The organism is Actinoplanes campanulatus, from assembly GCF_014647795.1.
Lineage (GTDB): Bacteria > Actinomycetota > Actinomycetes > Mycobacteriales > Micromonosporaceae > Actinoplanes > Actinoplanes campanulatus.
Genome location: NZ_BMPW01000017.1, coordinates 200,325 through 222,234, shown reverse-complemented (window position 1 = coordinate 222,234; position 21,910 = coordinate 200,325). Strand labels below are relative to the sequence as shown.

At 71.8% G+C, this 21,910-nt stretch carries 21 protein-coding genes; 12 read left to right on the top strand and 9 right to left on the bottom strand.

Features of this window, described 5'->3' with window-relative positions; translation table 11 throughout:
- The first annotated feature begins 68 nt into the window (after positions 1-68).
- From IEZ13_RS30285 to IEZ13_RS30275, 3 genes are all read left to right on the top strand, one after another.
- Positions 69-2,879 (top strand): AfsR/SARP family transcriptional regulator, encoded by a 2,811-nt coding sequence (locus IEZ13_RS30285; RefSeq protein WP_183224716.1) that lies wholly within the window; start codon positions 69-71, stop codon positions 2,877-2,879.
- Between the two features lie 74 nt (positions 2,880-2,953).
- A complete protein-coding gene (locus IEZ13_RS30280) occupies positions 2,954-3,598 on the top strand; it encodes a hypothetical protein (protein WP_183224715.1) in 645 nt (214 codons plus the stop codon).
- A gap of 150 nt (positions 3,599-3,748) precedes the next feature.
- Positions 3,749-4,195, top strand: coding sequence for a group II truncated hemoglobin (locus IEZ13_RS30275; protein ID WP_183224714.1), 447 nt, complete (start codon positions 3,749-3,751; stop codon positions 4,193-4,195).
- A gap of 138 nt (positions 4,196-4,333) precedes the next feature.
- Here IEZ13_RS30275 and IEZ13_RS30270 read toward each other — a convergent pair whose 3' ends face one another.
- Positions 4,334-5,464: a molybdopterin molybdotransferase MoeA gene (locus IEZ13_RS30270; RefSeq protein ID WP_203833950.1), complete on the bottom strand. Its 1,131-nt coding sequence runs from the start codon at positions 5,462-5,464 to the stop codon at positions 4,334-4,336.
- 128 nt (positions 5,465-5,592) lie between these two features.
- On the opposite strand from IEZ13_RS30270, the gene modA reads away from it, so the two are divergent.
- Positions 5,593-6,390, top strand: coding sequence for a molybdate ABC transporter substrate-binding protein (modA, locus tag IEZ13_RS30265; protein ID WP_183224712.1), 798 nt, complete (start codon positions 5,593-5,595; stop codon positions 6,388-6,390).
- Here modA and IEZ13_RS30260 read toward each other — a convergent pair.
- Positions 6,387-7,202: an NmrA family NAD(P)-binding protein gene (locus IEZ13_RS30260; protein ID WP_183224711.1), complete on the bottom strand. Its 816-nt coding sequence runs from the start codon at positions 7,200-7,202 to the stop codon at positions 6,387-6,389. The two genes, modA and IEZ13_RS30260, sit on opposite strands and share 4 nt — an antisense overlap.
- A 31-nt stretch (positions 7,203-7,233) precedes the next feature.
- Between IEZ13_RS30260 and IEZ13_RS30255 the strand changes: the two genes are divergently transcribed.
- The 3 genes from IEZ13_RS30255 (at position 7,234) to IEZ13_RS30245 (ending at position 9,335) form a co-directional block, all read left to right on the top strand.
- Positions 7,234-7,911, top strand: coding sequence for an HAD family hydrolase (locus IEZ13_RS30255; protein WP_229795216.1), 678 nt, complete (start codon positions 7,234-7,236; stop codon positions 7,909-7,911).
- Between the two features lie 171 nt (positions 7,912-8,082).
- Positions 8,083-8,694: a lipoprotein gene (locus tag IEZ13_RS30250; RefSeq protein ID WP_183224710.1), complete on the top strand. Its 612-nt coding sequence runs from the start codon at positions 8,083-8,085 to the stop codon at positions 8,692-8,694.
- On the top strand, positions 8,691-9,335 hold the full coding sequence (locus IEZ13_RS30245; protein ID WP_183224709.1) for a hypothetical protein: 645 nt from the start codon (positions 8,691-8,693) through the stop codon (positions 9,333-9,335). Before IEZ13_RS30250 ends, IEZ13_RS30245 begins: the two co-directional genes overlap by 4 nt.
- Here IEZ13_RS30245 and IEZ13_RS30240 read toward each other — a convergent pair.
- Positions 9,313-10,326 (bottom strand): hypothetical protein, encoded by a 1,014-nt coding sequence (locus IEZ13_RS30240; protein WP_183224708.1) that lies wholly within the window; start codon positions 10,324-10,326, stop codon positions 9,313-9,315. The two genes, IEZ13_RS30245 and IEZ13_RS30240, sit on opposite strands and share 23 nt — an antisense overlap.
- Before the next feature lie 45 nt (positions 10,327-10,371).
- Between IEZ13_RS30240 and IEZ13_RS30235 the strand changes: the two genes are divergently transcribed.
- On the top strand, positions 10,372-10,950 hold the full coding sequence (locus IEZ13_RS30235) for an SDR family NAD(P)-dependent oxidoreductase (RefSeq protein ID WP_260179464.1): 579 nt from the start codon (positions 10,372-10,374) through the stop codon (positions 10,948-10,950).
- Here IEZ13_RS30235 and IEZ13_RS47615 read toward each other — a convergent pair.
- Both IEZ13_RS47615 and IEZ13_RS30225 read right to left on the bottom strand, forming a co-directional pair.
- Entirely contained in the window at positions 10,940-12,808 is a 1,869-nt protein-coding gene (locus tag IEZ13_RS47615; protein WP_183224707.1) for a caspase family protein, read from the bottom strand. The two genes, IEZ13_RS30235 and IEZ13_RS47615, sit on opposite strands and share 11 nt — an antisense overlap.
- A gap of 4 nt (positions 12,809-12,812) precedes the next feature.
- Positions 12,813-13,775, bottom strand: a complete 963-nt coding sequence (locus IEZ13_RS30225; RefSeq protein WP_183224706.1) for a hypothetical protein — start codon at positions 13,773-13,775, stop codon at positions 12,813-12,815.
- Positions 13,776-13,887: 112 nt separating this feature from the next.
- Here IEZ13_RS30225 and IEZ13_RS30220 point away from each other — a divergent pair, with 112 nt between their 5' ends.
- Positions 13,888-14,979 (top strand): hypothetical protein, encoded by a 1,092-nt coding sequence (locus IEZ13_RS30220; RefSeq protein ID WP_183224705.1) that lies wholly within the window; start codon positions 13,888-13,890, stop codon positions 14,977-14,979.
- A gap of 5 nt (positions 14,980-14,984) precedes the next feature.
- On the opposite strand, the gene IEZ13_RS30215 is transcribed toward IEZ13_RS30220, so the two are convergent.
- Both IEZ13_RS30215 and IEZ13_RS30210 read right to left on the bottom strand, forming a co-directional pair.
- The gene (locus IEZ13_RS30215; protein ID WP_183224704.1) at positions 14,985-15,764 is read right to left on the bottom strand and encodes an ABC transporter permease; all 780 of its coding nucleotides are present in this window, start codon (positions 15,762-15,764) and stop codon (positions 14,985-14,987) included.
- Entirely contained in the window at positions 15,761-16,669 is a 909-nt protein-coding gene (locus IEZ13_RS30210) for an ATP-binding cassette domain-containing protein (RefSeq protein ID WP_183224703.1), read from the bottom strand. The genes IEZ13_RS30215 and IEZ13_RS30210 overlap by 4 nt, the downstream gene beginning before the upstream one ends.
- Positions 16,670-16,749: 80 nt before the next feature.
- On the opposite strand from IEZ13_RS30210, the gene IEZ13_RS30205 reads away from it, so the two are divergent.
- From IEZ13_RS30205 to IEZ13_RS30195, 3 genes are all read left to right on the top strand, one after another.
- A complete protein-coding gene (locus IEZ13_RS30205) occupies positions 16,750-17,496 on the top strand; it encodes a TetR/AcrR family transcriptional regulator C-terminal domain-containing protein (RefSeq protein ID WP_183224702.1) in 747 nt (248 codons plus the stop codon).
- Positions 17,497-17,597: 101 nt separating this feature from the next.
- Complete coding sequence (locus IEZ13_RS30200; protein ID WP_229795214.1) at positions 17,598-19,271, top strand: methyl-accepting chemotaxis protein; 1,674 nt, start codon at positions 17,598-17,600, stop codon at positions 19,269-19,271.
- A 182-nt stretch (positions 19,272-19,453) separates the two neighbouring features.
- A complete protein-coding gene (locus IEZ13_RS30195) occupies positions 19,454-20,023 on the top strand; it encodes a class I SAM-dependent methyltransferase (protein ID WP_183224701.1) in 570 nt (189 codons plus the stop codon).
- A gap of 20 nt (positions 20,024-20,043) precedes the next feature.
- On the opposite strand, the gene IEZ13_RS30190 is transcribed toward IEZ13_RS30195, so the two are convergent.
- Positions 20,044-20,925: a tetratricopeptide repeat protein gene (locus IEZ13_RS30190; RefSeq protein ID WP_183224700.1), complete on the bottom strand. Its 882-nt coding sequence runs from the start codon at positions 20,923-20,925 to the stop codon at positions 20,044-20,046.
- A 328-nt stretch (positions 20,926-21,253) separates the two neighbouring features.
- On the bottom strand, positions 21,254-21,883 hold the full coding sequence (gene lexA, locus IEZ13_RS30185; RefSeq protein WP_203833949.1) for a transcriptional repressor LexA: 630 nt from the start codon (positions 21,881-21,883) through the stop codon (positions 21,254-21,256).
- Positions 21,884-21,910 lie beyond the last annotated feature (27 nt).

The following is a 21,910-nucleotide window of genomic DNA, read 5'->3' as shown; positions in this document are numbered from 1 at the left end:
GTGTGGGTCTTCCGCGACGTATATGCCGGCCAGCCTACGCATTCGACAGGTGTCTATATCGTGTGGTCGTGGACCGCGGCATGGAGTTCCGGGTGCTGGGGGCGGTCGAGGTCCGGGCCGGGGGACGGGTGGTGCCGGCCGGGGAGCCGCGTCAGCGTGCCGTGCTCGCGGTGCTGCTGCTCGAGGCGGGACGGCCGGTCGCCCTGGAGACGCTGATCGGGCGGGTGTGGGGTGAGACGGCGCCGCCGGGGGCTCGCCGATCGATCTACGCCTATGTGGCCCGGCTGCGCCGCGTGCTCGGGGACGCCACGGACCAGCCGCTGATCCGTACGTCCGGAGGCTATCTGCTCGACGCCGACCCGCAGCAGGTCGACGTGCTGTGGTTCCGGACCCTGCTGGCGCGCGGCGAAGCCCGTGCCGCCCTCGATCTCTGGCAGGGTGAGCCCCTGTCCGGTGTCGGCGGTGTGTGGGCCGACCGGATCCGCGAGACGCTGTGGGACGAGCACGCAGCCGCGGTCGTCGCCTGGGCGCACACCGAGATCCGCGACGGCCGGGCCGAGACGGTGCTGGCGCCGCTGACCGAGCTGGCCGAGCAGCGGCCGATGTTCGAACCGGCCACCGAGGCGCTGATCCGGGCCCTGCACGCGGCCGGCCGGCCCTCCGACGCGCTGATCCGCTACGACCGGATCCGCCGCCTGCTCCGCGACGAGCTCGGCGCCGACCCGGGACCGGCTCTCCAGGCCGCCCACCAGGTGGTGCTGAGCAACGATCCGGCCGTGGTCACGATCCGGCCGGTGCCCGCGCAGCTGCCCGCCGACGTGCCCGCGTTCACCGGCCGGGCCGCGGAACTGGCCGAACTCGACCGGCCCGGAACCCCGCCGATCGTCTGTCTCACCGGCACACCGGGCGCCGGCAAGACCGCCCTGGCCGTGCACTGGGCGCACCGGGCCCGCGACCGGTTCCCCGACGGCCAGCTGTACGTCAACCTGCGCGGCTTCGACCCGGAACAACCGGTGACGCCGATGGAGGCGCTCGGCACCCTGCTCGCCGCGGTCCTGCCGCAGGGCCGGGCGGCGCCGGCCGGGTTGGACGAGCGCGCGGCCCAGTACCGCACCCAGCTGGCCGGCCGCCGCATGCTCGTGGTGCTCGACAACGCCGCCACCGTCGAGCAGGTTCGCCACCTGCTGCCCGGCGCGCCCACCTGCGCGGTCCTGGTGACCAGCCGTGATTCACTGGCCGGGCTCGTCTCGGTGCATGGCGCCCGGCGGATTCCTCTGGACGTGCTGACCCAGCCGGCCGCGGCCGGGCTGCTGCGGGAACTGGTCGGCGACCGGGTCACCCGGGAGCCGGCGGCGGCCGCGATGCTGGTCGAACAGTGCGCCCGGCTGCCGCTGGCGTTGCGGATCGCCGCCGAACTCGCCGCGTCCAGGCCGGACGCCACCCTCCGCGCCCTCACCACCGAACTGGCCGGACAGCGCCGCCTCGACCTGCTCAGCGACGGCGGTGATCCACGGGCCGCGGTCCGGGCCGTCTTCTCCTGGTCGCTGCGGCACCTGCCGGCCGCGGCCGTTGACCTGTTCGCGCTGCTCGGCCTGCATCCCGGCCCATGGATCGACACGCTCGCCGCCGCAGCGCTGTCCGGCCGCCCGGTGCGCGAGTCGCTGGCCGCCCTGACCCGGGCGCACTTGATCCACCGGCTCGCCGACGACCGGTACGGGCTGCACGACCTGCTGCGGGCGTACGCCGCCGAACGGGCCGCCGACGGGCCGGCCGCGCTGGCCCGCCTCTACGACCACTATCTGGGCGCGGCCTCGGCGGCGATGCAGGTGCTCTACCCCGGCGAGGCCGGCCGGCGGCCACCGGTGACGGCGACCGGGCCGGTGCCGGACTTCGCCGAACCGGAGACGGCACGCGACTGGCTGCACACCGAACTGCCGAACCTCACCGCGATCGCCGTGCACGCCGCCGCCCACCAGGCACCGGCCGTGACCGTGCGGCTCGCCGCGATCCTGTACCGCTACCTCGACGGCGACCAGCACAGTGCCGCCGTCGTCGTCTTCGAGACGGCCCGCTCCGCGGCCCGGGACCTCGGCGACGAACCCGGCGAGGCGTACGCGCTGAACGCGCTCGCCTACACGTACGCGCAGGAGGGCCGGCACCCGGTGGCGATCGAGCGCCTGGAGGAGGCGCTGCGGCTCTCGTCGCGGGGCGGCGACGAGGTGGGGGAGGCCCGGGCGCTCGGCAACCTCGCGATGATCGAGGAACAACTCGGCCGGTACGAGAGCGCCGCCCAGCGGTTCGAACAGGCGCTGCACCGGTTCCGGCGGCTCGGCGACCGCACCGGCGAGGCACACGTGCGCACCCGGCTCGCCTCGGTCGAGGCCCGGCTCGGCCACGTCGGCACGGCTCGTGGGCACGCCGAACGGGCGCTGGCGATGCACCAGCGGTCCGGGCACCGGTTCGGCGAGGCGTGGGCCCTGAACAGCCTGAGCGAGGTCGAGTCGCGCAGTGGCCGGCACGCGGTGGCGGCCGACGGGCACCGGCAGGCCCTGGCACTGTTCCGGGAACTCGGGCACCGCAGCAGCCAGGCGTGGACCCTGGACAGTCTCGGCGCGCAGGAGCGGCGGCTCGGGCGCCACGGGCGGGCGCGCGAACATCACCAGCAGGCCCTGGACATCTTCGACGACCTGGGCGAACGGTTCGGGCAGGCGTCGGCGCTCAACGGCCTCGGCGAGACCTACGCCGCCTGTGACGACCACGAACGTGCGCTCACCTCGTACCGCCGCGCCTTTGAACTGGCCGTGGGAACCGGCGCGCGTGACCAGCAGGCAAGAGCGCTCGCCGGACTGGGCGAAGGCGAAGCCGAGCCGGACCACTGACTCGCCACAACATTTCCGCAAGCCGCCGCGGCCACGCTTCCTCCCGAACACGAAACCCGAAACGGGGAGGAAGAATGCTCAAGCTCGGCAGAGCCCTCGGGTACGCGCTGACCGGCGTGACCGCGGCCACGGTGATCGGGATCGTCCCGTCGCCGGCCGTCGCGGCCGCGGCCCCGCTGCCCCCGGACGTCACGGCGCTCAGCACCCCGGCCGCCGACCCGAACGGCCGGTTCATCGTCAACCGTGGACAGGACGGCGCGATCCTGTACAGCCGCGGCAACCCGACCGCCAACACCTACGACCCGTTCGTCTCCACCGGCATGGTCGTCCTCGGCGACCCGACCGGCGTCCTGACCCCGGACGGGGCGCAGGTGTTCGGCCGGGACATCTTCAACCGGCCGGTCACCGCGCTGGGCGCCGCGTTCGACACGCCCAGCGGCTTCGAGGTGATCCCCGGGCTGCTGATCTCCAGCGAGATCGCGGCGGTCCAGATCCCGCCGCGTGGCTCCCAGCCGCCGCAGACCCGGATCTTCGCCCGCGGCCTCGAGGACGGGGCCGTAACCGTCGCCCGCCCGGTTCGACCCGGTTCGGTGGCTACATCAACCTGCGCGGCATCGGCACCGGCAACCCGGTCTCCACCGGCGCCGCGCCGTTCGCCGGCCGGACGGTGGCCGACCAGGTCTTCGTCCGGGGCACCGACAACCGTCTCTACGGCCTGATCCAGGTCAATTTCGTCGGCGGCTTCGATCGGTTCGTCCCGATCGGTGGCCAGCCGCTGGGCTGACGTTCCCGACGGCCGCCGCCGGCTTCGCGCCAGTGGTGGCCGTTTGGGCATTGCCACAGTTCAAGCAGCGTGTAATTGTGTAATCATGACCGGTGTTGAGACCACATTGTACGAACATGTCGGCGGCCGCGAGGCGTTGCACCGTCTGGTCGCCGACTGGTATCCGACCGTTCTCGCCGATCCACTTCTGCACCCGCTCTTCGGTGACGGGCACCCAGAACACATCGACCACCTGACCGCGTTCCTGGCCGAGGTGTTCGGCGGGCCCACCACGTACACCGATGATCTCGGCGGTTTTCCGGCGCTCCTGGAGGCGCATCGCGGCAAGTCGATCCGTGAGGATCGGCGGCAGCGTTTCATCGACCTCTTCCTGGCCGCCGCCGACCGCACCGGCCTGCCCGGCGACTCCCGCACCCGGACGGCGCTGCGCGACTACCTCGACTTCGGCACCGAGGTGGCCGTCCAGAACTCGCACGCCACCGCCGACACCGACCTGCACCCGTGCCAGGAGGTGCCGCGCTGGCACGGCTGAGGTGAAGCGGTGGGCGGAAAGCCGAGACGCTATGGGGCATTTTACCAAAATGTCTGTTCAAGAAGGAAGCGCCGCGAGGAGCCGCCCACCGCTGCCGACGATCCTAAAGGCACCCGGGGCGGATTCTCACCCGGATTTTCAGGGCAGCGCGAGCAGCGGGGCGGCGGCGCCGTCGGTCCACGTGTCGGGCAGGACGGCCAGGGCGTCGGCGATGGCCGCCAGGTGCAGACCCGCCGAACCGCCCGGGCCCGCGATGCGGCCGCCGGTCACCGGGACGATGCGGACGCCGCCGGGCATCAGCCGGGTGCGGCCGGTCACCGCCGCGGTCGGCAGCGGGCCCGGCGGGCGTCCGGCCAGCGTCGCCACCAGCGGTTCGAGCAGGGTCAAGGCCGCGACCAGGCCGGCGTACGGGTTCCCCGGCAAGCTCACCACGAACCGCCCGTCCGGCAGCACCGCCAGGCCCTGCGGGTGCCCGGGACGGCATCGCACGCCCTGCACCAGCCAGGTCGCCTTCTCCGCGGCCAGCAGCGTGTGCAGGTGATCGGCGGCCCCCTTCGACGACGATCCACTCACCACGATCACCTCCGCGCGCGACCCGGCGAGGGCGGCGGCCAGCCGGTCCGGGTCGTCGGGCAGATGGCGGCTGTCCTGGAAGCATCCGCCGGCCCGGGTGGTGACCGCCGCGACCGGCTCGGTGAAACTGTCCCGCACCTGACCCGGCCCCGGCACCCCACGGGTGATCACCTCATCGCCGGTGACCAGCAGCGACACGGTCGGCGGACGATGCGTGAACACCGTCTGCGCCCCGGCCTGCACGGCGGCCGCGACCACGGTGGCCGTCACGACACGGCCGGCCGGAACGACCACCGCCCCGGCGGCGAGCGCGTCCCCGGCCCGCCGGATGTGCGCCCGCTGCCCGCGCGCCGCGTGCACGGCGCCCGCGGTCACCGTGCACTCCTCGTACGGCAGCACCGCCTCGGCCTCGTCCGGCACCGGCGCCCCGGTCGCTATCTCCACGGCGTCACCGGGGCTCAGCGGCACTCCGGCGGCGTGGCCGGCGAGCACGCGTCCCCGTACGGTCCACGGCCCGTCGCCGGCGACCGCGTAACCGTCCATGGCCGCGTTGTCGAACGCCGGCACCGGCCGGACACAGCGCACCGGCCCGGCGAGCACCTGACCGAGCGCCTCCTCCACGGGCACGGTCCGGCCGGGCAGGGGATCGGCGGCGTCCCGGGCGATGACGTACGCCTGATCCCACGGGGTTCCCACGATCTCTCCCTGCGTACGGCCTGTTCGTGACGGCCCCAGCCTACGGCCAGGCATGATCTTCGCCGCTACCCACGGTCTTACCGGCATTTGCGGCGTCATATGGCTTGGCCTCTATGCAGATGCGGTCGATGAGGCGATATGCAGCCGCAGATGTCTGCCGCTATGGTGGGCCGGTGATCAAACGTTTCGCCACCGCGGCCGGACTCGCGGTTCTTCTCACCCTCGGGCTCGCCGGCTGCGGTGACAGCAAAGACGAAGGCGAGACCGGCGCGGTCACCGTCTTCGCCGCCGCCTCGCTCACCGAGTCGTTCACCACCCTCGGCAAGCAGTTCGAGGCCGCCCACCCGGGCAGTAAGGTCACCTTCAACTTCGGCGGCAGCTCGGGGCTGGCCACCCAGATCAACGAGGGCGCCCCGGCGGACGTGTTCGCCTCCGCCTCCCCGAAGAACATGCAGGCCGTCACCAGCGCCGAAAACCCGGTCACGTTCGTCCGCAATCAGCTCGTCATCGCCGTCGCCAAGGGCAACCCGAAAGGCATCACCGGCCTCGCCGACCTGACCGAACCCGACCTGAAGGTGGCGCTCTGCGCCGAGGCCGTCCCGTGCGGCGCCGCCGCCAGGACCGCCCTCGAGGCGGCCGCTGTCGAACTCACCCCGGTCACCCTGGAGCAGGACGTGAAGGCCGCCCTGTCCAAGGTGAAGCTCGGCGAGGTCGACGCGGCCCTGGTCTACCGCACCGACGCCGAGGCGTCCGCCGCCGACGTGGACGGCATCGAGTTCCCCGAGTCCGCCAAGGCGATCAACGACTACCCGATCGCCCTGCTCAAGAGTGCCGCCAACACCACGGGCGGGCAGGCGTTCATCGACTACGTGCTCTCCGCCGACGGCGTGAAGGTCCTCACCGAAGCCGGTTTCCAGGCACCCTAGGACCACACGCCCCGGGCCGCGGCGTCGCTCGCATAGTCGGCGAAGTCGCGGCCCGGACGGCCCAGCACCTTCTCGACCACACCGGTCGGCTCGCTGTCACCGCGCTCCTCCAGGGTCGTGAAATCGGCGACCAGCGCGTCGATCATCTCGTCCGGCAGGCCGCCCGCGCGCATCGTCCGCCGGTAGCCGTCGGCCGTGCCGTCGAACACCAGCGGCCGCCCGGTGACCCGCTCGATCTCCCCGGCCGCCTCACCGAACGACAGCGCCCGCGGCCCGGTTACCTCCAGCACCTGCCCGGCCAGCTCGTCACCGGTCAGCGCGGCCACCTCGACCGCCGCGATGTCGTCGGCGTCGATGAACCCCTGCCGCGCCGACGGAACCGGCAGACACAACCGTCCGGCCACAACAGCGTCCCGGAAGAACGTCTCGAAGTCCTGGTGGAACCAGTCGGGGCGGACGATCGTCCAGGAGCAGCCGCTCTCCCGTACCTCTCGCTCTGCCTTGTGTAGATGATCGAGCCGCATGACGCCGAGCCCTCGGTCGGAATGCAGGACCACCCGCCGGACCCCGGCGCGCAGCGCCGACGGAAGGAATGCCTCCGGCATCCCGAACCGATCGGGCAGGAGCACGAACATCACCGGTACGCCGGACAGCGCGGCCGCCCACGTCCCCGGATCGTCCCAGTCGAACCGCTGCTCACCGTGCCGGCTCGCGACCCGGACCTCCCGGCCGTCGTCGCGCAATCGTGCGGCCACCCGGCTGCCGACCGTGCCGGTGCCACCCAGAACGAGAATCGGACTGTCGTCGGTCATGCCCGCATCCGTCCCCCATACGCTACGGATCATGCGTGCCGTGCTGTTCGACCTCGACGACACCCTGGTGGACCAGGAGAGCGCCTCCGACGCCGCAGTCGTGGCGTGGGCCGCGACGCTCGGTGTCACCGATACCGGGGTGGCCCGGCGCTGGTCCGGGATCTCCCACCGGCACTACGCGCGCTACCAGCGGCGGGAGGTCACCTTCACCGGGCAGCGGCGCGACCGGGTGCGGGAGTTCCTCGGCCGGGAGATGACCGACGCCGAGGCGGACGAGTTGTTCGCCGGATATCTGGAACGGTACGAGGCCGGCTGGTCGATCTTCGGCGACGCGGTGCCGGCGCTGCGGCGGGCCCGGGCGGCCGGGCTGACCGTCGGCATCCTCACCAACGGCGAGGAGGGCCAGCAGCGCCGCAAAGTGGACCGGCTCGGCCTGGCCGGCGAGATCGACCTGCTGGTGGCGTCGTCGGTGCTGCCCGCCGGCAAGCCGGATCCGCGGGCGTTCGGGTACGCGGTCGGCCTGCTCGGCACGGCCCCGGCCGAGACGCTGATGGTCGGCAACTCGCTCGGCAAGGACGTGCTCGGCGCCCAGAACGCCGGCCTGGCCGCCGTGCTCCTCGACCGCGCCGGCGCCCACCCCGGCGCCGGGGTCCGCCGCGTCCGCTCCCTCGACGAGCTCACGTTCAGGGCGGGTGGGCGCACACGATAGCGGCGTCGTGGCCGCCTACTCGGGACATAGCCGTGATGGCCGCACACACGACGTCGTCCGTGTGCGGCCATCACGGCTCGGACCGCCCGAACGTGCGCCCGGCCAGGCCCGGCGCCACACCCGGGCGGTCTCCGCAGTCCCCATCCGGCGACCCGATAAGCTCCCGTGCTCGTGAAGATCTCCAAGGTTGCCGTGGCCGCGCTTCTGGCGGTCGGCGGTTGTTCCGGCGCCTCGTCGTCCACCCCGCAAGCCAAGGCGCCGTCCGCCCCCGCCAGCGCTGCCGCCGTCCGGGTCGGGGCCGCGGGCAGCGCCTGCGAGCTGCCGGTCTCGTTCGAGCTGGCGGAGGACTGGGAGCCGAAGGCGGTCGACGTCGAGGCGCTTGGTGAGCTGGCCGAGCTGGCCCGGGTCGGTGTCTTCACCGTCCGCTGCGAGGTCGACGCCAAACCGGCCGGGAACATCGGCTTCCTGCGCGTGCACGTCGCCGGCGGGCTGTCCGGCGCGCCCCGCGACCACCTGAAGATGTTCGTCAAGGCGAGCGCCCGCGGCAAGGAGGTGTCCGGGGTCACCTACTCCGACGTGCAGATCGGCGGCGGGCAGGCGGCCGAGGTCACCTGGGAGTCCTACAGCAAGGAGCTCGACCACCAGAGCAAGTACTCGGCGTTCGCCCTGAACACCAAGGACGGCGCCATGGTCGTGCAGCTCAGCCCGTTCGGAGCGGACGAGCATCCGGGCATGCTGCCGGCGTTCCAGCTCGCCGAGCGCACCCTGACGATCAATTCATGAAAACCATTCCCGGGTACGACGGAGGCCCGCTCGACGACGGCGGCGCCCTGCTCGGCGCGGCCGCGTTCTGGCCGGCCCACCTCGGTCCGCACCTGATGGACCCGATGGAGGACGTGGCCGCCCTGTTCGGCATCCCGTTCGACGAGGTGGAGGCGGCCTACCGGCGGCTCACCGACCACGCGGCCTGGCCGGTGTTCACGTTCGACACCGGCCGGGACGCGCGGCTCGCGGTCGTCTACCGCAACCTCGACGAGGACGAGGGCGTCGACTACCTGCTCGTGCCGGACGGCGCGGACGCGATCACCGTCGCCACCGACGAGGGCGGCGCCTTCGGGCGGGGCCTCACCTGGGACGAGGTGGCCGCGCTCGCCGCCCGCCAGCCCGAGCCGATCATCGGCGCCCGGCTGCTGCTGCTCCTGGCCCCGATGATCGTGCACTTCGAGGCGCCGGACTCCGACGTCGTCGCCCGCCTCGCCGACGCCCTGCGGACGGCCGGGGTGCCCGGCCCCGCCCAGCCGATCGCCGAACGGATCCTGCACCCCGACGACTACTCCGACGACGACGAACCGGCCGCCTTCGTGCGCGGTGACACCCTCGCCGACCGCATTCTGGCGCCGGTCAGGAGTGCATCCAGTCGATGACGGTGTCCTCGGCGTACCGGATCAGAGTGGTCCACCAGGCCGACCGTTCGGCGGCGCCGTCGGCCTCCGTGAGCCACCGGCCGCGGACGGCCGCCGCGTCGCCGACGATCGGGTCCAGGTAGGGGGTCGACGACGCGCCGGCCCGCTGGGAGACGCGACCCCACGCCTCGCTGCGGGTCCGCGCCAGCCGCTGGCCCTGGGACCAGTACGACGGCTGCCGGTTGAACCGCTCGATCAGCTGCTGCCACGCCTGCACGGCGGTGGCGGGGCTCGCGGCGCCCGCCCGGGCGGCCTGCTCGATCTCGGTGGCCTGCACAGTCCGGAACCGCACCTCCGGCCACTTCGCCCACTCGTCGGCGACGTACTGCGCCCGGAGCGACTCGAGTTCCACGGCGGCCGCGCTGAGCAGGCCGTGGCGCAGGAACTCCGCCAGGTCGGCGTCGGTGTCCACGTACCGAACACGCTGATGGATGCCGGGGCCCGCGTCGAGGGTGGCCAGGGTCGAGAGGAAGTCCCAGTCGGCCGGGGCCACCAGGGCCGCGCCGTCGTCGTACGCAATCCCGGCCTGATCGTCGCGCAGCGCCGCCGCGTAGCCGGCGCCGGCGAACTCGGCCCGCTCCGCATCGGTGCCCTCGATCGCGCGCCGGGCCGCCGCGGCGACCCACGGGAACGACGACGCCGGATGCGCGGCCGCCTTGCCGTTGGCGAAGTCGAGGTGGCTCGCCCGGATCTGTGCCGCCTGGTCCAGCGCGGCCTGGTAGCCGGTGGCGAGGAACGCCGTGACCTGCGCGGCGGTGGCCAGGGCCGCCGTGGCCGCCTCCCGGACGGACCTGCGCGGATCGTGAACCGACAGCCAGAGGACGAACTCGCGGTCGGCCTGGGCCGGGTTCGTCACCAGGGCCGGTAGGCCCGCCGCGAACGCCGGCGACGGCGCCACCAGCGCGCCCACTCCGGCGGCGGCCACGGCCAGAAAAACATCCCTACGCTTCAATGCGGCTCCCCGTTGATCATCAAAGATCGATGCGACGGTCAGCAATTGAAGCACACGATCGCGAGGTCCGATCGCCGCCAGCCCCCGGCCGCAGTGGTCACCGCCGTCGACGGTGTGGCGCAGCGGCACGGGCGGCTGGACATCCTGGTCAACAACGCCGGGGCGTTCCTGGTCGGGCCGGTGGAGAAGCTGACGCTGGACGAGTTCGAGCAGACGGTGGCGGTCAACGTGCGGGCGCCGTTCGTGGCGTCGCAGGCGGCGGTCCGGCACATGCCGGCCGGCGGGCGGATCGTCACCATCGGCAGCAACATGGCCGAGCGGGCCGTCTTCCCCGGCTTCTCGCTCTACGCGATGAGCAAGACCGCGCTGACCGGGCTCACCAAGGCGCTCGGCCGCGAGCTGGGCCCGCGGGCGATCACCGTGAACCTGGTCCACCCTGGCCCCACCGACACCGACGCCAACCCGGCCGGCGGGCCGGACGCCGCCGTGATCAGCGGGCTCACGGCGCTCGGTCACTACGCGGAACCGGCTGACGTGGCGGCGACGGTGGCGTTCCTGGCGAGCCCGGAGGCCCGCTACATCACCGGCGCGACCGTCGACGTGGACGGCGGCTTCACCATCTGACTCCGCCCTCCAGCCGATGGAAGCGCACGGGGAGCAGCGTGGTCGCCCACTCCGGCCCGCCGTCCGGTTCCGTCGCCTCGTCGCGGGTGATGGCCTGGACAGCGAGCCGGTCGAGGACGTTGCGGCTGCTCCGGATGGCCGCGGATGGTGCGGGGATGGGCTCGCCGAGGCGGGGCAGGTCGAACGCGGCCGAGTCGAACGGCTGCTCGGACACGATGATCTTCCACCATTCGTCGACGACGGAACGACCGTTCCAGCGGTCTTCCGGGATGACGCCGGCCACCGCGAGAGCCTCGGAGACGTCCACCCAGGAACGCGGTGGGATCAACCGGGTGGGGAGCAGCCGGTCGTGGATCCGGAAATCGTCGGTCAGGACAAGCAGCGCGCAGTACAGGGGACGGTCGGTCGAGTTACCCAGGGACAGGTCTACGGGAGCCGCGGACCAGCCGTCCCCGGTCGGTTGACAGGCCAGGTCGACGGGATCGCTGTCTCCCGGTCCCGTCGGCCATGACGAGAAGGTGTCCAGCATGGGCCGGTGGTGGTGGTTGGTCCGGTGCAGGCGCACCTGCCCGCGGGCGATCGTCGACACCGGATTGTCCAGCTGTCTGACGACCTGCCAGCGGCCCAGGTGGTCGAGCCGCTCCCGGACGGCGGCGGCGCCTTCCCGGGTGGCCGGGACCGGAGCGGCCAGCGGTGCGCCGTCGGGTCCGGCGATGATCAGCCATCCGTGCCGGGCGTAGAGCACGAATTCGCCGTCGCCGGCCTCGCGGATGTGCGGGGAGTCCGCGATGTGGGCGCGGACCAGGTCGGTGGCCGCCGGAGCGCCGTCCAGCCGGATCCCGCCCGGTGGCAGCGGCAGGTCGACGACGGTAGCCGGATAGCGCAGGCCCGGGTCGGGGGTCCAGCCGGGGTCGAGGGTCACCCGGCAGTGGCGGGACTCCACCTCGGTCACCCGGGCCCGGCCCAGCGGTGGCGCGCCGTCCGGCTCCGGAGGATGGACCGCCACGACCGTGGTCCGGCCGTCCGCCGGCGGCGGGACACTGTGCGCCGGGCCCACGTCGATCCACCAGTGGTCCCGGTAGCGCTCCAGTCTGACCCCGGGCGGGCGCGGCCGCACGATCCCGCCGAACATCGGCTCGTCCAGGGACGCGGGCGGTACGGCATACCCGACCGGTTCCTGATGGGCGACCAGCTGAGTGACCCAGTGGTACGCCCAGTTGAGGTGCGCGGCGTAGGGGAAGGATTCCGGCAGGGTCAGCCCTCGCTGCAGGGTCGCCGAGAAGGCACCCTGCAAACGACCGTCGATCAGCAGCTCCATGGCCGATTGGGTGGGGTGGCAGGCGGCTAGGACGACGCGTGGCGGGTCGTGGTCGGGGGTGTCCGTGATCCGGCGCGGGCCGGGCGGGACGGCGCGGCTCCAGGCGAGCCCGTCCCCGCTGCCGTGGTCGGTGTGCCCGCAGTCGAGGAGGACCAGCATGTGCGCGCTACCGGTCGTGACCTCGGCGATCAGGGTGTTGATCTCCGCCTCGGCCAGGTCCGGCACGCCGGGTGTGCGGCTGTCGGCGCACACGAGGGTCCGGTGCTCGCTCTCCGGTTCCACCGACCCGTACCCGGCGAAGTAGAAGACCGCCAGGTCGCCGACCGCGGCTCGGGCGAGGTGACCGGTGAACCCGTCCATGACGGCCTGCCGGGTCGCCTCGGCGTCGCGCAGCTCCCGGATCCGCAGGTTCGGCCGGGGGATCCGGTCGCGCAGCAGGTCCCGGAACGCGTCGATGTCGTTGAGGCAGCCCCTCAACGGCTCCGCGCGGTCACCGTAGTCGTTGATGCCCACCAGGAGGACGTAGACGTCACCCGCCATCCGTTCAAAGTAGATCCCACTTGCCCTTGAACCAACGGGTCAACGACTTCGCCAGGTAGTGGTGGTGGGCCGCCCACACATCGTCGAAGACGAACATCTGCTGGTAGCCGAAGGTGTCGTCCATGTGGAAGGCGCCCTGTGCCAGGTGGTCGGCGACGGCGATCCGGCCGTCGGCGGGGCGGCGGCGGCCCAGCGGCCCGGGGACCTTCTCGTGGCCGGCGACCTGTGCCATCACCTCACGGACGATGCGGTGGGCCTTGTCGTGGGCGCCGTCCAGGCCTGCGATGTCCAGGTACTGATCGTTCCAGGCGCCCCACCGGTTGATCCGGTCGAGGGCCGGTTCCAGGTCGGTGTCGTGCGGGCCGACCGCCGCGCGCAGCAGGGTCAGCTCGTCGGGCCAGCCGGACGGGACGGCGTCGCGCAGCCACGCGGGCAGGCCGGGCAGCCGGACACCGCGCAGCCGCACCACCACACCCTGGGTGTCCCAGTCGACGTCACCCAGGGTGGACGCCGCGAACGTGGTGACCGGCTCGCCGTCGTCGTCGCCTGCGGAGGCGGGCAGCGGCCACTGCTCGTGCAACGCGTACGCCAGCCGCGACGGCTCGGCGGCGACCAGGCTCTGGTCGAGGAGGAAGTAGGCGAGCGGCACCTCGTCGTCGTCCGTGGACACCCGCACGGAGTGGTCGTCCACTGTCAGCGCGCCCTCGACGTACAGATGCTTCTTGAGGAGCTTGCGCAGCTCGGACATGGAGCCGGGCGAGGGCAGGGACCGCTCCGCCGCCTCCTCGAAGATCGAGTCGAGGCCGTAGACGTCGGCGCCGAGCTCGGCTTTCACCCAGGCGCCGGGGTCGGCGCCCGCCTCGGTCCAGCCGCGGCGGAACCAGTCGAGCACGGTGGCGTCGGGCAGCCAGCGGACGTGCTTGCCGAGAATTCCCTCGAACGGGGAGCGGTACACGAAGCAGATCACGGCTGACATTGTCGTTACCTGACGTAAACACTTCCTACGGGAGTGCGTCATCAGTCTTTCACCAGGATTGCTGATCATTCACGTGGTTCGGGACGGATGAGGTGGAGGCCGGATGCCACGGCGCGTTTTCGTACACATCGGTGCGCCCAAGACCGGTAGCACCTTCGTGCAGGACGTGCTCTGGAACAACACCGAGCGGCTGAAACGGGCCGGCTTCCTGATGCCGGTCTCGTTCACGGCGCACGACCAGGCGATGACCGACCTGCGGCAGGTGCCGTGGCGCGACCCGCAGGCGTACTGGACGTGGGACCGGCTGATCGAGACGTTCGCCAGGTGGCCGGGCGATGTCGTGCTCACCAACGAGGGCTTCGGGGCCGCCGACGCCGAGCAGGCGAGACGGGCCGTGGAGAGCCTTCAGCCCTCCGAGGTGCACGTCATCGTCGCCGCGCGCGACCTGTGGCGGACCTTCCCGTCCATGTGGCAGCAGAGCATCCGGGCCCGCAGCACCTGGCGGTTCGAGGAGTTCGTCGCGGCCGTCGAACTGGGCAGATTCGAGGGGTTCTGGGAGCACCACACCGCCAACCGGATGTTCTTGCGCTGGGGTGACCTGGTGCCGCCGGAGCGCCGGCACATCGTCACCGTCCCGCCGCCGGGCGCCCCGCGTGAGCTGCTGTGGCAGCGGTTCGCCGGGATCATCGGCATCCCGGACGGGGTCTGCGAGATGACCGCGCCCACCGCCAACCCGTCGCTCGGCGCGCCCGAGATCGAGTTGCTGCGGCGGGTCAACCTGGCGCTCGGAGACCGCTTTCCACACCGGATGCCCTATCAGCGGGTGGTGCACCAGCATCTGGTCCGGGCGGTGCTGCAACGGCGCGACAACGACATGCGGTTCGGCGTCGGGCTGGACCGTGCCGAGTGGATCGCCGACCTGGCCGAGCAGCAGATCAAGGAGCTCCAGGACTATCCGTGTCACATCGTCGGCGACCTGTCCGAGCTGCGGCCGTCCGCGATGAGGCAGACGCCCACCCCGGACGAGCTGGACGAACGGCAGATCCTGGACGCCGCCATCGAGACCATCGTGGGCATGCTCGGGCACGCCGACGAACTACGGCAGCAGGTGCCCGTACCGGAACCGACGATCTTGGCCCGGATCCGCAGCCGGGCCGGTGGGGTGCGGCGCGGCCTGCGCCGCACCCTCGGCTGACTCGACTACGCCCGTAGTCGCCGGTAGGCGCGGGCCGACAGCGGCGCGAAGATCACCGTGAGCAGCACCGGCCAGGCCACCGCCAGCAGCACCGCGTGGTCGGCGAGCACCCCGCCGGTCACGCCGGTCGGATTGCCGAACAGCTCACGGGCCGCGGTCGCCGTCGCGGAGAGCGGATTCCACGCGGCGATCGCGCCGAGCCAGCCCGGCATCGTCTCGGCCGACACGATCGCCGTCGACAGGAACCCGATCGGCCACACCAGCACCTGCACCGCCGACGTGGCGCCCTCCCCACGGAACCGCAGGCCGATGAAGATCCCGATCCACAGCATCGAGAACCTCAAGAGCAACAGCAGGAGTACGGCCAGAGCGGCCGCAACCGCATCTCCGGTGATCCGCCACCCGACCGCCAAGCCGCCGACCAGCATGACCAGCAGTTCCACCGTCGAGTTGGCCATGTCGGCGCCGACCCGGCCGAGCGCCACCGAGGCGCTGCCGATCGGCATGGCCCGGAACCGGTCGGTGATCCCCTTGCGGGCGTCGTTGCCCATCGCGGTGGCCGTCGACTCGACCCCGAACAGCATGCTCAGCGCCATCATGCCGGGCAGCAGGTAGGCGATGTAGTCCCCGCCGCCGGGCACGTTGATCGCCCCGCCGAACAGGAACCCGAACACCAGCAGCAGCATGATCGAGAACATCAGGCCGAAGATCGGTCCCCAGGGCTGGCGCACCCAGTGGGCCAGGTCCCGTTGCGTGATGATCCAGCCCGCGCGCAGTGTCGTCATGTGACTGGCTCCTTCTCGGTCAGGGTCAGGAACACCTCGTCGAGGGTGGGGCGGCGCAGCTGGAGGTCCTCGATGCTCGCGTCCAGCGCGTCCAGCGTGCGGACGATCGCTGCCAGGCCCTCGGTCACCTCGACCGTGATCGTCCGGGTCTCCTCGTCGACGGTTCCGCCCAGCGCGCGGGCGGCCTCGTCGAGCGGCCCGTGCAGGGTGACGGTCACCCGGTCGCCGCCGATCTTCCGCTTCAGGGCCTCGGGGCTGCCCTCGGCGATCACCCGGCCGTGGTTCATCACCGAGATCTCCGAGGCCAGCTGGTCGGCCTCGTCCAGATACTGCGTGGTGAGCAGGACCGTGGTGCCGCGGGCCGCGGTCTCCCGGATGCTCGTCCACACCTCGTTGCGGGCCCGCGGGTCCAGGCCGGTGGTCGGTTCGTCCAGGAACAGCACGGCCGGGGTCAGCACCAGGCCGGCGGCGATGTCGAGGCGGCGGCGCATGCCCCCGCTGTAGGTGGAGACGGCCCGCTCGGCCGCCCCGGTCAGGCCGAACACGTCGAGCAGTTCGTCGGCGCGGGCGCGGGCGGCGGCCTTGCTCAGCCCGTAGAGGCGGCCGAACATGACCAGGTTCTGCCGGCCGCCGAGGATCTCGTCGACCGCCGGGTTCTGCCCGACCAGGCCGATGCTCGCGCGCACCTGCCCGGCCTGGGTGCGGACGTCGAAGCCGGCGACCCGGGCGACGCCCGAGTCCAGGTCGATCAGGGTGGTCAGGGCCTTCACCGCGGTGGTCTTGCCGGCGCCGTTCGGCCCGAGCAGGCCGTGGATGACCCCGGCCGGCACGTGCAGGTCGAAGCCGTCCAGGGCGTCGAGGTCGCCATATCTCTTGCGCAGTCCCTCGGCGAGCAGGGTGTCCACAGGAACGCTCCTTAACTCCGTATCCCTTACGGAAAATCGTAGCGCGGAACACCGTACACCTCACGGGGTAGTCTGTGCCAATGGAACCGGACCGGACCTTGAACCTTCTGTGGCGCTCGCGGCTGGGCACCCCGCAGGGCTCCCGCGGCCCCAAACAGCGGGTCAGCGTCGACGAGGTCATCCGGGCCGGCATCGCTGTCGCCGACGAGGACGGCCTGCCCGCCTTCTCCATGCGCAAGGTCGCCGACCGGCTCGGCCTCAAACTGATGTCCATCTACACGTACGTGCCGGGCCGCTCCGAACTGATCGGCCTCATGGTCGACGAGGTCATCGGCGAGACCCCGCACCCGCCGCACCCGGACGGCCCGCTCCGCGACCGCCTGGCCGGGGTGGCCCGGCACATGTGGGACGAGTTCCACCGCCACCCGTGGCTGCTCCAGGTCGAGTCCAGCCGGCCGTGGATCGGCCCGCACGGCTGCGCCCGCTACGAGTGGCAGCTCGAAGCCATGGAGGGCTACGGGCTCGCCGACCTGGAGATGGACCAGGTGCTCACCATGGTCTGCGACTTCACGGCCGGCTCCGCCCGCACGTCGATTTTGGCCCGCCGCACCACCGAGGAATCCGGCATCAGCGACGCCGAATGGTGGGAGGCCAACGCGCCCCTCCTGGAGAGGGTGATGCCCCCCGGCGCCTACCCGCTCTCCGGGCGCGTCGGCACCGCCGCCGGCGAGGAGTACAACGCCATCGGCGACCCGGCCCGCTCCTTCCGCTTCGGCCTCGACCGCCTCCTCGACGGTGTCGAGACCCTGTTGCGCCGACTCACCTGACTGCCAGCGGTTTCACTACGTGAGACGCGCCTCATTCGGTCGTGGCGACGACCGATCGCTGCGGGAGACGTTCGGCGAAGCGACAGCGAGGAGAAAGCCCCTTGTCGATCTCGAAGCGGGCCGCGGTACGGCAATCCACCGTCAGCAAGGTGGCCGTCGGCAGCCTTGGCCTGATCACCGGCCTCCTGGTCCTCGGCGTCAGCCTGACCAGCGACGCCGTCGACGACCAACAGACGGCCGCCGACCGCCAGGCCAGGTTCGCCGCGCTGGGGGTGCGGCTTCTCGGCGCCTCCGACTTCCTGACCGACCAGGCCCGCCAGTACGCCGTCACCACCGAGGCGGAACACCTCGACGCGTACTGGCACGAGATCGACACCACCAAGACCCGCGACCAGGTGGTGAGCCAGCTCAAGGAACTCGGCGCCACCCCGGACGAACTGGCGCTCGTCGACGAGGCCAAGGCGAACTCCGACGCACTGGTCGAGACCGAGTCACGATCACAGCGGCTGGTCCTCGAAGCGACCGGGGTGCCCGAGGCGGACATGCCGCCGGCGATCGCGGACGTCGAGCTGTCCGAGGCCGACGCGGCGCTCAGCGACGCGAAGAAGCTCGCGGTCGCCCGGACGATCATGTTCGACGAGAAGTACCACGCGGACAAGGCGGTGATCACCGAGCCGCTCCAGCACTTCCAGCAACTGCTGAACGACCGGGCCGCGGCCATCGTCAGCGACGCGGAACAGTCGATCCAGAACGCCATCCACCTGCTCGTCGCGCTCGCGGTCCTGCTGCCGCTGGTGATGGGCGGCGTGGTGTTCCTCCTCCAGTCCAAGGTCGGGCGGATCGTGGTCCGCTACACCGACGCGCTCCGCAAGCGCGACGTCTACGACCTGTCGTTCCGGCTCCAGCCGGCCGGCAGCCGTGAGCTGGGACAACTGGCCGACGCGTTCAACGAGGAGCTGGAACGCAGCCTGGTCCTGGTCCGCGCCGTGGCCGGCAACGCCGACACGCTCGCCGCGGCGTCCGAGGAACTGTCCGTCACCAGCGACCAGGTGGCGGCCGGCTCCGGCGACGCGAGCCGCATGGCGACCCAGGTCGCCGACACGGCCGACCAGGTGTCACACAACGTGCAGATCGTCGCGGCCGGCACCGAGGAGATGGGCGCGTCCATCAACGAGATCTCCCAGAACACCACCGAGGCGGCACGGGTCGGCCAAGACGCGGTCATCCTGGCCGGCAACACCAACGCCACCGTGGCGAAGCTCGGCGTGTCGTCGTCCGAGATCGGCGACGTGATCAAGGTGATCACCGCGATCGCCGAGCAGACGAACCTGCTCGCGCTGAACGCCACCATCGAGTCCGCCCGTGCCGGCGAGGCGGGCAAGGGCTTCGCGGTCGTCGCCACCGAGGTCAAGGACCTGGCCCAGGAGACGGCCCGCGCCACCGAGGAGATCTCCCGCCGGGTGCAGGCCATCCAGACCGACGCGAAGGGCGCGGTCGAGGCGATCGGCGAGATCACCCACGTGATCGCCCGCATCAACGACTACCAGACCACGATCGCGAGCGCCGTCGAGGAGCAGGCCGCGACGACCAGCGAGATCAGCCGCAGCGTCTCCGACGCCGCGGCGGGCGCCACCGAGATCGCCACCACCGTCGCCGGTGTCGCCGAGGCCTCACAGCTGGCCGCGATCGGTGTCGCGGACACCAGGCAGGCCAGCGCGGACCTGGCCCGCATGGGCACCGAGCTGCAGGGCCTCGTGGCGCAGTACCGGTACTGACCACGTCGAAGGCCGGGCCGTGATCGCGGCCCGGCCTTCGACGTGGATAAAGTCGAAGAGAGGCCAGCCGCCGACCCGGGAGGCGCATTGATCATCATCGCGGGTGAACTCGGGCCCGAGCCGCCGCCGATCACCGCCGCCGACGTTCGCAGATATCGGATCAGCGGCGTCGAGGAGCCGTGATGCCCGACTACGACGAGATCTATCAGGAGGGCGCCACACCCTGGGAGATCGGCGGACCACAGCCCGCGCTCGCCGAGGTGATGACGCGCGGGGCGTCCGTCCTGGACCTCGGCTGCGGCACCGGCGAACTGGCGATCTCCCTCGCCCGCCGCGGCCACCAGGTGACCGCTGTCGACATCTCGTCCGTCGCGATCGAACGCGCCCGCACCAAGGCATTCGCCGCCGCGGTGACCGTCGACTTCCGGGTCTGCGACGTCATCGAGCTGGCGATGGATCCGTTCGACATCGTGTTCGACTCCGGCCTGCTGCACAGCCTGCACCGCTGGGGCGGCGTGGAAGGCTACCTCGCCCTGCTGCCCACCCTCCTCGTCCCGGGCGGGAGCCTCTTCGTGCTGGCCATCGGCGTCGAGGCCGACCAGGGCTGGGGCGTCACCGAGGACTACCTGCGCTCCGTCTTCACCGCCCCGGACTGGACGAACACCAAGGTCATGCCGGCCGAGGTGGCCGCTTTCTGGAACGGCGACCACATCCGCCTCCCCGGCTACCTGACCAGCACCACCCGCACCTGACCTTCCCGGCCGGCAAATGATCAGGTCTCGATGTGGGTCTGTGCCAGTTCGTGACGTACCTGCTTCAGCATGGCGGTGTCGTCGGCCAGGTCGGGGTGTCCGACCTGCCGGTCGAGGTCGACGACGCGTTCGAGTTCGGCGACGGCCAGGACGAGGTTGCCGTCGACCCGGTGGATCATCGCGAGGTTGTACCAGGTGACCGCTTCGCCGGCCCGGTCGCCGACCTCCCGGCTGATGGGGAGGGCCCGGTGAAGGTAGTCCAATGCCTGCCTCCGGTCGCCCAGCCCGTCGTACACGCTGCCGATGTTGTTGAGGGTGGTGGCTTCGGTGGCCCGGTCGCCGACCTCCCGGGTGATGGGCAGGGCCTGCTGGTAGTAGTCGAGTGCTTGCTGTCGGTCGCCCAGCCCGTCATACGCGAGGCCGATGTTGTTGAGGGTGACCGCTTCGCCGGCCCGGTCGGCGACCTCCCGCAGGATGGGCAGGGCCTGCTGGTAGTAGTCGAGCGCCTGTCGCCGGTCGCCCAGCCCGTTGTGCACGTTGCCGATGTTGTTGAGGGTGGCGGCTTCGTTGCCGTGATCGCCGGCCCGCTGGTACAGATGCAGGGCCTGCTGGTAGTCGTCCAGTGCCGGCTGGGGCCGGCCGGTCGCCCGGCGGGCCCAGCCCCGATCGTAGAAGGCACCGGCGTCCGGGCCCAGGGTCAGCGTCGCGGTAGCGATGGCATGCGCCTCGGCGAACCTTGATCTGGGCAGCAGCGCCTGGCCCAGCCGCTTACCGGTGGCGCGGGCGATCTGCGTTTCGCCGCCGGCGACCGCGAGACGGTGCACCTCTACCTGTCGGCCGAAGTTGATCGGCACCATGCCGTCGATCCGGGGTTGTGGTGGGGAAGATTCGGATCCGCCCATGTCCGGTCATCTCCTCGCCTCGATCCGGCTGTACGGGTCCGCGGCGGCGAGTGTTCCCGACAGGATGTGGCCTCGGGCAGCGATCCAGGGATGCCCGGCGGTCATCATCGATACATTAGTGGCCGTCGAGACGGGTCGGACAGTCGGAAAGACGTCGAACGGCCGCGGCTCAAGCTCTGTGGAACAAGTGAGCGACGCCAACCCGGAGCGACGGTCACGTGGGTGATCCGGGCCGCGGCGGCGAGGGTGACCATGCGGGCGGACCGGGGTCGCGCTGCGGACCGGAGTGGGTGGTGAGGTCGCGTGCGGTGAGCGTACCGGGGAGGGGTCAGACGCGGCGCAGGACCGTGACGACCTTGCCGAGGATGACCGCGTCGTCGCCGGGGATCGGCTGGTAAGCCGGGTTTCGCGGCTCGAGCAGGACGTGGCCGCCGCGCCGCCGGAAGACCTTGACCGTCGCCTCGTCGTCGATCATCGCGGCGACGATGTCGCCGTTCCAGGCCTCGGACTGCTGACGGACCACGACGATGTCGCCGTCGCAGATGGCCGCGTCGACCATCGAGTCACCCTGTACCCGCAGGCTGAACAGCGTGCCCCGGCCGACCAGGTCGCGCGGCAGGTTCAGCAGTTCCTCGGTGTCGTCGCCGGTGGCGAGAATCGGGGCGCCCGCCGCGATCGTGCCGACCAGCGGGACCCCGACCGTGTCGTCGGACCGCACCGGCTCGGTCTCCAGGAACATGCGGACGTCGACCGGCCGCGCCACGCCACGCCCGCGCCGCAGGTAGCCGAACTCCTCCAGCGTGCGCAGATGCCGGCTCACCGTGGACGCCGACATGCCGAGCCCGTCCGCGATCTCCCGGGTCGACGGCGCGTAACCGTGTTTGACGACCGAGTCCCGGATCGCCAGAAGGATCCGCTGGAGGCGGTCGGGCAGCGCGGGCAGGTCCTCGTCGAGCACCTGGTGATCCTGCCCTATTCGTCCCCC

What these genes read in the sequence shown, in the direction of transcription:
- IEZ13_RS30280 (WP_183224715.1), top strand. Translation starts at nt 2,954, where the DNA reads ATGCTCAAGCTCGGCAGAGCCCTCGGGTACGCGCTGACCGGCGTGACC.
- IEZ13_RS30275 (WP_183224714.1), top strand. Translation starts at nt 3,749, where the DNA reads ATGACCGGTGTTGAGACCACATTGTACGAACATGTCGGCGGCCGCGAG.
- modA (WP_183224712.1), top strand. Translation starts at nt 5,593, where the DNA reads ATGAGGCGATATGCAGCCGCAGATGTCTGCCGCTATGGTGGGCCGGTG.
- IEZ13_RS30260 (WP_183224711.1), bottom strand. Translation starts at nt 7,202, where the DNA reads ATGACCGACGACAGTCCGATTCTCGTTCTGGGTGGCACCGGCACGGTC.
- IEZ13_RS30255 (WP_229795216.1), top strand. Translation starts at nt 7,234, where the DNA reads ATGCGTGCCGTGCTGTTCGACCTCGACGACACCCTGGTGGACCAGGAG.
- IEZ13_RS30245 (WP_183224709.1), top strand. Translation starts at nt 8,691, where the DNA reads ATGAAAACCATTCCCGGGTACGACGGAGGCCCGCTCGACGACGGCGGC.
- IEZ13_RS47615 (WP_183224707.1), bottom strand. Translation starts at nt 12,808, where the DNA reads ATGGCGGGTGACGTCTACGTCCTCCTGGTGGGCATCAACGACTACGGT.
- IEZ13_RS30220 (WP_183224705.1), top strand. Translation starts at nt 13,888, where the DNA reads ATGCCACGGCGCGTTTTCGTACACATCGGTGCGCCCAAGACCGGTAGC.
- IEZ13_RS30215 (WP_183224704.1), bottom strand. Translation starts at nt 15,764, where the DNA reads ATGACGACACTGCGCGCGGGCTGGATCATCACGCAACGGGACCTGGCC.
- IEZ13_RS30205 (WP_183224702.1), top strand. Translation starts at nt 16,750, where the DNA reads ATGGAACCGGACCGGACCTTGAACCTTCTGTGGCGCTCGCGGCTGGGC.
- IEZ13_RS30195 (WP_183224701.1), top strand. Translation starts at nt 19,454, where the DNA reads ATGCCCGACTACGACGAGATCTATCAGGAGGGCGCCACACCCTGGGAG.
- IEZ13_RS30190 (WP_183224700.1), bottom strand. Translation starts at nt 20,925, where the DNA reads ATGGGCGGATCCGAATCTTCCCCACCACAACCCCGGATCGACGGCATG.